The organism is Rahnella sikkimica (genome assembly GCF_002951615.1).
Lineage (GTDB): Bacteria > Pseudomonadota > Gammaproteobacteria > Enterobacterales > Enterobacteriaceae > Rahnella > Rahnella sikkimica.
The window spans coordinates 2,731,221-2,743,304 of the sequence record NZ_CP019062.1 but is presented as its reverse complement, the minus strand read 5'-3'; the positions used below and the strand labels follow the sequence as shown (position 1 = coordinate 2,743,304).

At 52.1% G+C, this 12,084-nt stretch carries 8 protein-coding genes; 3 read left to right on the top strand and 5 right to left on the bottom strand.

The window, feature by feature from the left end:
- Positions 1 to 8 precede the first annotated feature (8 nt).
- From BV494_RS12740 to metK, 3 genes are all read right to left on the bottom strand, one after another.
- A complete protein-coding gene (locus BV494_RS12740) occupies positions 9 to 530 on the bottom strand; it encodes a SprT family zinc-dependent metalloprotease (RefSeq protein ID WP_104924793.1) in 522 nt (173 codons plus the stop codon).
- A gap of 75 nt (positions 531 to 605) precedes the next feature.
- The gene (locus BV494_RS12735; RefSeq protein WP_104923206.1) at positions 606 to 2,000 is read right to left on the bottom strand and encodes a sugar porter family MFS transporter; all 1,395 of its coding nucleotides are present in this window, start codon (positions 1,998 to 2,000) and stop codon (positions 606 to 608) included.
- A gap of 414 nt (positions 2,001 to 2,414) precedes the next feature.
- Positions 2,415 to 3,569 carry a methionine adenosyltransferase gene (metK, locus tag BV494_RS12730; RefSeq protein WP_104923205.1) on the bottom strand — a complete coding sequence of 385 codons (1,155 nt, stop codon included), beginning with the start codon at positions 3,567 to 3,569 and terminating at the stop codon, positions 2,415 to 2,417.
- 870 nt (positions 3,570 to 4,439) lie between these two features.
- On the opposite strand from metK, the gene speA reads away from it, so the two are divergent.
- The gene (speA, locus tag BV494_RS12725; RefSeq protein ID WP_104923204.1) at positions 4,440 to 6,422 is read left to right on the top strand and encodes a biosynthetic arginine decarboxylase; all 1,983 of its coding nucleotides are present in this window, start codon (positions 4,440 to 4,442) and stop codon (positions 6,420 to 6,422) included.
- Between the two features lie 119 nt (positions 6,423 to 6,541).
- On the opposite strand, the gene loiP (BV494_RS12720) is transcribed toward speA, so the two are convergent.
- Together loiP (BV494_RS12720) and loiP (BV494_RS12715) are read right to left on the bottom strand one after the other, a co-directional pair.
- Positions 6,542 to 7,300 (bottom strand): metalloprotease LoiP, encoded by a 759-nt coding sequence (loiP, locus tag BV494_RS12720; RefSeq protein ID WP_104923203.1) that lies wholly within the window; start codon positions 7,298 to 7,300, stop codon positions 6,542 to 6,544.
- Between the two features lie 214 nt (positions 7,301 to 7,514).
- Positions 7,515 to 8,267 (bottom strand): metalloprotease LoiP, encoded by a 753-nt coding sequence (gene loiP, locus BV494_RS12715; RefSeq protein ID WP_104923202.1) that lies wholly within the window; start codon positions 8,265 to 8,267, stop codon positions 7,515 to 7,517.
- 248 nt (positions 8,268 to 8,515) lie between these two features.
- Between loiP (BV494_RS12715) and tkt the strand changes: the two genes are divergently transcribed.
- Positions 8,516 to 10,510 (top strand): transketolase, encoded by a 1,995-nt coding sequence (gene tkt, locus BV494_RS12710; RefSeq protein WP_104923201.1) that lies wholly within the window; start codon positions 8,516 to 8,518, stop codon positions 10,508 to 10,510.
- A 494-nt stretch (positions 10,511 to 11,004) separates the two neighbouring features.
- Positions 11,005 to 12,021, top strand: coding sequence for an erythrose-4-phosphate dehydrogenase (epd, locus tag BV494_RS12700; RefSeq protein ID WP_104923199.1), 1,017 nt, complete (start codon positions 11,005 to 11,007; stop codon positions 12,019 to 12,021).
- The last annotated feature ends 63 nt before the right edge of the window (positions 12,022 to 12,084 follow it).

Below are 12,084 nucleotides of genomic sequence, written 5' to 3'. Positions count from 1 at the left end.
TTGAAAAATCAGCAGTTAGGGGAGCCTTTAGCGTTAAAGCGTAACAGCTCGCCGCAATGACGGCAGCGGTATTCCGACTCTTTGCGCATCACTTTATTGTGGCGGCGAACTGTCAGCTGGTGGTCACGGCAGGCGCACAGATACGGATACGTTTTACTTTGCACTGAGGCGACTTCGAACTTGTGCGTCCGGCTGGCCGAAACGCCCAGCACATGTTCCATCATCCAGCGCCATTCTTTTCCGTGCGGAGCCGGTGCACGCCCGAAACGCCGGTATACCAGTAAATGTGCCAGCTCGTGCGGAACCACTTCATCTATAAAAGGCTGCTGGTTTTCCATCAGCAAGACAGGATTTAGACGGATTTGCCAGTGCTGGAGGTATGCGCTGCCCGCGCTGGTGCCGCGTTGCTGATAGGTGATTTCCGGCTCCGTGTAATCGGTGCCAAAAAACTGATTTGCCATCTGGAGTTTTTCCCGCAAGCAGCGCATGACGGCTTGTTGCAGGGCGATGGGGAGACGTGAGGTTTTCATCTGGCGAAGGATAAATCTGCGGGAAGCGAGATGCAATATTGAATTCCTCCCCTTTGCAGGGGAGGAATGGCGGGCTTACTTACCGATGTCGCGCAGTGCTTCACCTTTCATCAGGTTGCGTTCGATGTGTTCCAGAGAGACGTTTTTGGTCTCAGGGATCAGCGCAATGGTGATGAAGATGAACACGACGTTCAGCGCGGCGTACACCAGGAAGGTGTTGGCGTTGCCGAGGCTGTCGAGCATGGTCAGGAAGGTGGCGCCCACGATCATGTTGGCAATCCAGTTGGTCGTGGTGGACACGGTGATACCGAAATCGCGGCCTTTCAGCGGCTGGATTTCAGAACACAGAACCCAAATCAGCGGACCGGCACTCATCGCAAACCCTACGATGAACATCAGCAGCATCGCGATAGAGAAGTATTTCGCGGCGTCTGATTCCACACCAATGTGCAGCATCGTACCCAGCACGCCCATACCGACGGCCATGACCAGGAAGCCCAGTTTCAGCGTAGGTTTACGGCCCCAGCGGTCAACCAGACCGATGGCGATGAAGGTCGCCAGAACGTTCACCAGACCGACAATCACCGTGCCCCACATCTGCTGAGAGGTGCTGGCGAAACCGGCGATTCCGAAAATTTTCGGTGCGTAATACATGATGACGTTCATACCGGTGAACTGTTGCATGACCTGCAACAGGATGCCGAGGTAAACCGCACGACGGAAGTTTTTGTTATTGGTGAACAGACCCCAGCCGCTTTGTTTTACTTTCAGGCTTTCACGAATTTCATCCAGCTCACGTTTCGCCTGTTCGCTGGAATCACGCAATTTCTCCAGAACACGACGGGCTTTGCCATCGTCACCGCGTGCGGCCAGCCAGCGCGGGCTGTCCGGCAGGAAGAACACGCCAATCAGCAGCAACAGAGCTGGGATGGTGATAACACCCAGCATCCAGCGCCATGCGCCCGTGTAGCTGAACGCGGTATCAGACAGATACGCCGCCAGAATACCGATGGTGATCATCAGTTGGTACATGGAAATCATGCTGCCGCGAATTTTTTCCGGTGCAATTTCTGACAGGTAGATTGGCGCAGTGTAAGACGCCACGCCGACCGCCAGGCCCAGCAGGACGCGGGCAAGAATCAGAATTTCTGTGTTGGGCGCGAAAGCCGAGCACAGTGAACCGGCAACGAAAAGGACCGCGCCAATCATCAGGCTGTATTTACGGCCAATGCGGAAGTTCATCCAGCCACTGCCGAGAGCACCGACGGCGGCACCAAACATCATGGAACTGACCACCCATTCCTGCTGGTGGCTGCTAATTTGAAAATCATGGCTGATAAACGGAAGGGCACCAGCGATGACGCCGATATCTAAACCGAACAACAGTCCGGCCAGTGCAGCGAGAAAACACACAAAGAAAGTCACGCTTTTGTTCGAGCGTTTTCCTTTGGTTGAAGTTGAGTTGTTCATCCGGTCTCCAAAATAATGCAATCGTTTTGAGTTTGTAATAATGCTTAGGCTGTTATGTTATTTACCCTGCGCACCGCTTAACGTGAGCCCGGTCACAGTGTTGTAATCGTTTACACTAATAGGTGTTTTCGGGAATGTTGTTCGGTAAGGGTTTCAAAGAGATAGGCAGCAGGGAAGGGACTTTTATGCAGAGTAATAGCCCATAAATTGATTTATATCAATCAAAATTGTGTGACACATTTTTAATCATTAAAATAATCTATTAATTTATAACAAGTTATTATCTGTAACCGCTTTCATTGAAAATCTAAAATCAGACTCCATCCCTATCCATTCCCTGCTGGTCCTCTGGAAACAGGCAATAAAAAACCCCGCCGCAAGGGCAGGGTTGGGGTGCAGAATAGTCTGAAAAACTTATTTCAGACCCGCTGCCTCGCGCAGCTGAGCCGCTTTGTCGGTTTTTTCCCAAGGGAAATGTTCACGACCAAAGTGACCGTATGCCGCAGTTTCTTTGTAGATCGGGTGCAGCAGATCCATCATCTGAATCAGACCGTATGGACGCAGGTCGAAGAACTCGCGAACCAGCAGGGTCAGTTGTTCGTTAGAAACTTTACCGGTACCGAAGGTTTCCACCATGATGGAAGTCGGTTCAGCCACGCCGATCGCGTAAGACACCTGAATTTCACAACGATCAGCCAGACCGGCAGCCACAATGTTTTTCGCAACATAACGTGCAGCGTAAGCTGCAGAACGGTCAACTTTAGACGGATCTTTACCGGAGAACGCACCGCCGCCGTGACGGGCCATGCCGCCGTAGGTATCAACGATGATTTTACGTCCGGTCAGACCGCAGTCGCCCATAGGGCCGCCGATAACGAAACGGCCTGTCGGGTTGATGTGGTATTTGGTGCCGGCGTTCAGCCATTCTGCTGGCAGTACAGGTTTGATGATTTCTTCCATCACCGCTTCCTGCAGATCTTTCAGCGCAATGTCTTCTGAGTGCTGAGTGGACAGCACCACCGCATCGATGCCGACGATTTTGCCTTCGTCATACTGGAAAGTGACCTGGCTTTTTGCATCAGGGCGCAACCACGGCAGGGTGCCTGATTTGCGCACTTCAGCCTGACGCTGCACCAGACGGTGTGCGTAAGTGATCGGCGCTGGCATCAGAACGCTGGTTTCGTTGGTGGCATAACCAAACATCAGGCCCTGGTCGCCCGCGCCTTGTTCCAGCGGGTCAGTACGGTCAACGCCCTGATTGATGTCCGGAGATTGCTTACCAATAGCGCTCAGAACGGCACAAGAGTTGGCATCGAAACCCATGTCAGAATGGATATAGCCAATTTCGCGAACGGTCTGACGCGTGATTTCTTCAACGTCGACCCATGCGCTGGTGGTAATTTCACCGCCAACCAGGACCATGCCGGTTTTGACATAAGTTTCACATGCGACACGTGCTTTCGGGTCTTGCTCTAAAATTGCGTCCAGCACTGCGTCAGAAATCTGGTCGGCAATTTTATCAGGATGTCCTTCTGAAACAGATTCGGACGTGAAGAGGTGTTTAGCCATTATGTTCTTTACCTTACATACGACGGGTGAGATATCACTGCATAGCACCGGGGAGACGGGCAGATGATGAGCATTGCTCGTCATTGTCACAATGCGTCCTGCATGTCCCCATTAGGCAAAGCCTTAAAGCAGTTTGCGCATTAATCCCTAAAATTGCTACGGACGGATTAACATCTGGACGGCTATTTTAGGATAGCATCTGTGCTGAAAGCCAGTCATTTTTGTGACGAACATGGCGTTATTGTGCGGGTTTGCAGTGATATTCACGCATAGAAACAATCCGGACGTCATTTTCATTTTGCAATTTCAGCAGGTTGCCGGTATAAACGGCGCGCGCTGTACACATTTCTAGAGACCGTAGAATCCAGCGTATTCCAGTGATTACTGTTTTCTCAGCTCGAATGCCCGCGGGTGATGCGTGGCACGTGTGGAGGTGGTTAGGTTAATGACCCACTTTTTACCGGTTGTAACATTTCAACAGCATCCCCTGCAGCCTTCAATGCGCTTTGCAGCACTTCTTTCAGCGGATTTTCTTTCAGAGAAACGTCTGCCCTCTTTGCGATGTTACAGACAGCCTGAGTACAGACAGGTCAGTCGCCGACATCTGTACGCTACTCAGTAAAACCGGGATCGCATTTCCGACATATAACTGAAGTAGCCTGCAACCTCGGGACATTTCTCCCTGATTTCTTCCGACTCGTTACACGGAGTCTAAAAACGTGTTTTACAATGATATGAGTGGAAAACAGTCCCATGGCTGTGGCTCGCAGGGTTTTATCCTGTCTGAAAGCCAGCCTTGCGGGTTGTTCTCACCTGTTGTTACTGCGATAGTGGCTGGCCATGTTGTCAGTATAGAAAGAGGATTTACCTATGTCTGATGACATTCAGTCCCATCGTCCGTCACAACCGGGCGATACTGTTTCTTTGCGCTCCATGCAGGAGGTTGCCGTGAACGATCGTGATGCCAGCAAAATGCTGCGCACTTACAACGTTGCCTATTGGGGTAACAACTATTTTGACGTCAATGAACTGGGCCACATCAGTGTTTGCCCGGATCCAGACGAGCCTTCTGCCCGTGTCGATTTGGCGCAACTGGTAAAAGATATGCGTGAGCAGGACGGTCAGCGTTTGCCAGCCTTGTTCTGTTTCCCACAAATTTTGCAACACCGTCTGCGTTCGATTAACGCTGCGTTCAAACGTGCGCGTGAATCGTTCGGTTATGAGGGTGATTATTTCCTGGTGTATCCGATCAAGGTTAACCAGCATCGCCGCGTGATTGAATCTCTGGTCGAGTCCGGCGAACCGCTGGGCCTGGAAGCCGGTTCAAAAGCCGAACTGATGGCGGTTCTGGCTCACGCCGGAATGACCCGTTCAGTGATCGTCTGTAACGGTTATAAAGACCGTGAATACATTCGTCTGGCGCTGATCGGTGAGAAACTCGGTCACAAGGTTTATCTGGTTATTGAGAAAATGACCGAGATTAAGCTGGTGCTGGAAGAAGCCGAACGTCTGAACGTCGTCCCGCGTCTGGGCGTGCGTGCGCGTCTGTCTTCGCAGGGGTCGGGCAAATGGCAGTCCAGCGGTGGCGAAAAGTCCAAATTTGGTCTGGCGGCTTCTCAGGTTCTGCAACTGGTCGAAATGCTGCGTGAAGCAGGGCGTCTGGACAGCCTGCAACTTCTGCATTTCCACCTCGGCTCGCAGCTGTCAAATATTCGTGATATCTCAACCGGCGTCCGTGAATCTGCGCGCTTTTATGTTGAGCTGCACAAACTGGGCGTCAATATTCAGTGCTTCGACGTGGGCGGCGGTCTGGGCGTAGATTACGAAGGGACGCGATCTCAGTCCGATTGCTCCGTGAACTACGGCCTGAACGAATACGCTAACAACGTGATCTGGGGCATTGGCGATGCCTGTAATGAACACGGTCTTCCGCACCCGACGGTCATCACCGAATCGGGTCGCGCCGTCACCGCTCACCACACCGTACTGGTGTCTAACGTGATCGGTGTTGAGCGCAACGAGTTCAAACCCCCCGTTGCACCTGAAGAAGATGCACCGCGCGCCCTCGGCAGCATGTGGGACACCTGGAATGAAATGCACGATCCGGAAAACCGTCGCTCACTGCGCGAATGGCTGCACGACAGTCAGATGGATCTGCACGACGTCCATTCGCAATATGCGCACGGCATTCTGGATCTGACTCAGCGCGCCTGGGCGGAAGATATCTACCTGAATATCTGTAATAAAATTCAGGATCAGCTGGATCCAAGCAACCGCGCGCACCGTCCGATCATCGACGAACTGCAGGAACGTATGGCCGATAAGCTGTACGTGAACTTCTCGCTGTTCCAGTCAATGCCGGATGCGTGGGGTATCGATCAGCTGTTCCCGGTTCTGCCGCTGGAAGGGCTGGACAAACCGCCGGTTGGCCGTGCGGTGCTCCTGGATATTACCTGTGATTCTGACGGGACTATCGATCACTACATCGACGGTGACGGCGTGGCGACCACCATGCCAATGCCTCCGTATGACCCTGAAAACCCGCCAGTACTGGGTTTCTTCATGGTCGGCGCGTATCAGGAAATTCTCGGCAACATGCACAACCTGTTCGGTGATACCGCCGCAGTAGACGTGTTTGTGTTCCCTGACGGCAGCATTGAAGTGCAGCAGTCTGACGAAGGCGATACCGTAGCCGATATGCTCGAATACGTGCAGCTTGACCCGAATGTGTTGCTTACCCGTTTCCGCGATCAGGTCAAAGAAACCGATCTGGATGCGGAACTGCAGGCGCAGTTTGTGGAAGAGTTTGAATCCGGTTTATACGGTTATACGTATCTGGAAGAAGACGAATAAGGGTGCCGTTTTTGTTGCCCTGAATGACAGATAAAATAAAGGCACCTTCGGGTGCCTTTATTATTTAGGTTATGAATATTCTATTTTTTAAAATATAAATAACGAATTTATTTTCGTGATTATTTATCTTCGGCGATACGTTTTTTAATATTATCTGCGCGTTCCTGAGAAGGCGGGTGTGAGCTGAATAAACTTTTCTCACTGCCACCGCTCATTTTTGCCAGTTTCTCAAAAGCAGTCACCAGGCCTTTGGTCGGCAGGCCGCGTTTTTTCAGCAGGTCGTAGGAATAATCGTCAGCGTCGGATTCCTGTTTCTGCGAAAATTGTGCGTTAACCAGCTCTTCACCCAAATCAGCCAGCTGTGTGCTGGAAAGTTGTCCGGCAATGCCGCCTGCCGCGCCAGCGGCACTGTGTGCGGCGGAAGTGCTGTACGCCACCTGCATGGCTTTTTTGGTGTGGCCGAGTGCGACGTGACCCATTTCGTGGCCCAGTACGCCTTCGACTTCATCGTCGGTCATCATGTCCATCAGGCCGCTGTAGACGCGGATACAGCCGTTTGCCATCGCCCAGGCGTTGACGTCGCTGGTGAGATAGACTTTATAGTTAGCTGGTCGGCCGTTGATATCATTGCCGAGGTTTTTGGCAATTTTACTCAGACGTTTAGAGTATTTGCTTTTTGATGAGGCAATTTTAGATTCAGCATCCAGGGCTTTACAGGACCCTTCCGTCATATTGATGACATCCTGGTCGGTCAGCGTGGCCGCTTTGTAAGCATCTGAGCCCGATTTCATTAAGGCATCGGTATTGAGTGCGCCGCTCTGACAACCGCTTAATAATACGGTGATCCCTAACGCAATTGCAGTTATGCGAAAATTCATAATCCATCTTCCTTTGATAGTGAAATTAAATAAAAACGCAGGAAGAATAACGAAACGTATTGAGTTAGCGAGAAAAAGTCTTCGCGGAAGGTTATTTTCAGATTTTGTGAGATATTTATTTCCGAAAAATGGATTTTTAATAAAACTGAGAAAGGGGAGTTTTTCCGGTTAATAAACAGATGCGCCGTTTAGCTGGCGCATCTGTGTAGAGAAATTAATTCCCGGCAGCAATGCGATCGCGGATGTGTTTCGCACGCGCTTCGGATGACGGGTGATCGTCAAACCAGCCAATGCTGCTTCCTTTATCCAGTTTCGCCAGCTTCTCAAAACTAGTGGCCAGACCGGTAGGATCAATCCCGCGTTTCTTCAGCAGGTCAAAAGAGTAATCGTCGGCTTCGGATTCCTGTTTCTGCGAGAACTGCGCGTTGACGTATTTCTCGCCCAGATCGGCCAGCTGCGATTGCGAAAGCGTCGCGCTGACGCCACCCAGTGACGCCACCGCCGTCCGCGCCGCTGTGGCGCTGTAGGCAACCTGCATCGCTTTGCGGGTATGTCCCAGCGCGACGTGGCCCATTTCGTGGCCGAGTACGCCTTCCACTTCGTTGTCGTTCATCATATCCATCAGGCCGCTGTACACGCGGATACAGCCGTTCGCCATCGCCCAGGCGTTGACGTCTTTGGTCAGGTACACCTTGTAGTTGGCTGGCGTGCCGTTGATGTTGTCCCCCAGCGCGGCCGAGATTTTTTTCAGACGTTGCGCATATTCGCTGCTTTCTGGTGCTATTTGCGCTTTTTTATCCATTTCTTCGCAGGACTGAACACTCAGGGTTTTTACATCGGCGTCGCTCAGTGTATAAGCCTGATAAGCCTGCGCGCCGGACTGCATCAGGGTATCGGTATTCAGGGTTGAACAACCGCTGACCAGCGCGGCCGCGCAAAAACTCAGCAAAACGGGGTGGAATTTCATCAGTTTGGGCTCCCGGAGAACGTTAGCAATATAGTCAGAATTGCCTGAAAAAGGCTCTGATTGTAAGAATAGCGTTAAGATAGGTTTTTAGGATTGTCCGATCTATAGTGTAAGTCTGAAAAAACGCACTGATTTAAAAGCGAATTCTGTGAACTTAATCACGAGAGTGATTAAGGATTGCCGTTTTAATGCCGAGTCTGAGAAAATGACTTTCTTGACTGCTTTTTTAATCCGACCTGGAGTAGAACATGTCCTCTCGTAAAGAGCTTGCGAACGCTATCCGCGCACTTAGTATGGACGCCGTGCAGAAAGCGAATTCCGGCCACCCTGGCGCCCCTATGGGCATGGCAGACATTGCCGAAGTCTTGTGGCGCGATTATCTGAACCACAACCCGACGAACCCGAACTGGGCTGACCGTGACCGCTTCGTGCTGTCCAATGGTCATGGTTCCATGCTGATTTACAGCCTGCTGCACCTCACAGGTTATGACCTGCCGATCAGCGAACTGGCGAACTTCCGTCAGTTGCATTCCAAAACGCCGGGTCACCCGGAATACGGTTATACGCCTGGCGTAGAAACCACCACGGGCCCGCTGGGTCAGGGCATCGCGAACGCGGTGGGTATGGCGATTGCTGAACGCACACTGGGTGCGCAGTTCAACAAACCCGGTCATGACATCGTCGATCACCAGACTTATACGTTCCTGGGCGACGGCTGCATGATGGAAGGCATTTCTCACGAAGTGTGTTCTCTGGCCGGTACCATGAAACTCGGCAAACTGACCGCGTTTTATGATGACAACGGTATCTCCATCGACGGCCACGTAGAAGGCTGGTTCACTGACGATACGGCTGCCCGTTTCGAAGCTTACGGCTGGCACGTTGTGCGTCACGTTGACGGTCATAACCCTGACTCCATCAAAGCGGCTATCGAAGAAGCGCATAAAGTCACCGACAAACCTTCCCTGCTGATGTGCAAAACCGTGATCGGTTTCGGTTCTCCGAACAAAGCCGGTACTCACGATGTGCACGGCGCAGCGCTGGGCGCAGCCGAAGTTGCCGCCACCCGCGAAGCACTGGGCTGGAAATATGCTGCGTTTGAAATCCCGCAGGATATCTACGCGCAGTGGGATGCGAAAGAAGCCGGCAAAGCGAAAGAATCCGCATGGGATGAGAAATTCGCCGCTTACGCTAAAGCGCACCCTGAACTGGCAAAAGAGTTCAAACGTCGTATCAACGGTGAACTGCCTGCTAACTGGGAAACCGACGCGCAGAAATTTATCGAAGAGTTGCAGGCAAAACCTGCCAACATCGCCAGCCGTAAAGCGTCTCAGAACGCGCTGGAAGCTTTCGGTAAAGTGTTGCCAGAATTCCTGGGCGGCTCCGCTGACCTGGCGCCAAGCAACCTGACCATGTGGTCCGGTTCTAAGTCTATCGGCGACGATCAGGCAGGTAACTACATCCATTACGGTGTGCGCGAATTCGGTATGACCGCGATCACCAACGGTATCGCGCTGCACGGTGGTTTCCTGCCGTACTCTGCAACCTTCCTGATGTTCGTTGAATATGCACGTAACGCCGTGCGTATGGCCGCACTGATGAAGATCCGTAACGTGTTCGTTTACACCCATGACTCCATCGGTCTGGGCGAAGACGGCCCGACACACCAGCCGGTTGAGCAAATCGCCAGCCTGCGCGTGACGCCAAACATGAGCACATGGCGTCCGGCTGACCAGGTTGAATCTGCGGTGGCATGGAAATACGCCATCGAACGTAACGACGGTCCTGTTACCCTGATCTTCTCCCGTCAGAACCTGACCCAACAACCGCGTACTGCTGAGCAACTGGCGAACGTGGCACGTGGTGGTTATGTCCTGAAAGATTGCGACGGCACGCCAGAAGTCATTCTGATTGCGACCGGTTCTGAAGTGGGCATCACCGTAGAAGCTGCAGACAAACTGGCCGCAGCGGGCACCAAAGTGCGCGTGGTTTCCATGCCGTCTACTGACGCCTTCGACAAACAGGACGCGGCTTACCGTGAATCTGTCTTGCCGAAAGCCGTTTCTGCACGCGTGGCGGTTGAAGCGGGTATCGCTGACTACTGGTTCAAATACGTTGGCCTGAATGGCGCGATCGTGGGCATGCACAGCTTCGGCGAATCTGCTCCGGCAGACCTGCTGTTCAAAGAGTTTGGCTTCACGGTTGATAACGTTGTGGCTCAGGCACAGGCTTTACTGAAGTAATCTGACTCTGACGTCATCATAAAGCACCTTCGGGTGCTTTTTTTTCGTCCTGCATTCGGGCTCTGTTATGATTTTCGCGTGAAATGACGCAGGTCAAACCCTTTTGCAGCGCTCTCGGCTACACTCCTGCATTCCGAAACTGTTTCATTTCGTCAGTTTTTGAGAAAATTGACTGTCGAAAAGGTGATGAAAAAGTAAAATCACTGTGAACACACGGAATTTGCTGGTGTTTTTTGCAGCGATCGGCGAGATTAACGCGTCGAAATTCCGGGAATTATTCCTTTTGTTGATCGTTTGGTTTATTCTCAGCTGAACCGTTTCAGTCGGGCTATTTGAGCTTAACATCGTCACCAGGTTGTTAACGTGCCGCAAACTGAAATTTTTCTACTGCACTGAACGTGCGGGCAGATGACGATGGTGATTCACCGTAAACGCACGCTGCATTACTATAGGTGTTACTGATATTGAGTAACAACCGTGTAACAGGGAGATGTATGCCAATACGTATTGCAATTAATGGCTTTGGTCGCATTGGCCGTAGCGTATTGCGCGCGTTATACGAATCCGGGCGTCGGGCGGAAATCTCCGTCATTGCCATCAATGAAATCGCCAGCCCTGAAGGCATGGCCCATCTGCTCAAATACGACTCCAGCCACGGGCGCTTTGCCTGGGATGTCCGCCAGGAAGGTGAAAACCTTTACGTCGGCGATGACTCCATCCGTTTACTCCATCAGCCTGATGCCAGCCAGTTGCCCTGGGGCGAACTGAGCATTGACGTGGTGCTCGATTGCACCGGCGTTTACGGCAGCCGTGCAGACGGTGAAACGCAGCTTGCGGCGGGCGCCAAAAAAATTCTGTTCGCGCATCCCGGTGGGCATGATTTAGATGCCACAGTGGTTTACGGTGTTAACCACGAGCTGCTCGAACGCCAGCACCGCATTGTGTCCAATGCGTCCTGCACCACCAACTGTATTATCCCTGTGATTAAGCTGCTCGACGATGCCTTTGGCATTGAGTCCGGCACGGTAACGACCATCCATTCTTCAATGAATGACCAGCCGGTCATCGACGCCTACCATGCGGATTTACGCCGCACGCGCGCCGCCAGCCAGTCCATTATTCCGGTCGATACCAAGCTCGCCGCAGGGATCACGCGCATAATGCCGAAGTTCTGCGATCGCTTCGAAGCGATCTCCGTACGGGTGCCAACCATCAATGTCACCGCCATTGATCTGAGCGTGTTTGTCGAGGGTTCTGTGACGGTAGACGAGGTGAACCAGCTGCTGCAAAAGGCCGCAATGGGCGCTTTTCGTGGTATTGTTGACTATACCGAACTACCATTAGTCTCGACAGATTTTAACCATGATCCTCACAGCGCAATCGTAGATGGAACGCAGACGAGGGTCAGCGGAAAGCACCTGATAAAAACACTGGTCTGGTGCGATAACGAGTGGGGTTTTGCCAACCGAATGTTGGATACAACATTGGCAATGTCCGCGAGCGGTTTCTAGTACGGCTGTTCCGGCTTTCTGCACGAAACGGCCTTCAAGCAACTTTAAAGAGAATCAACGAGA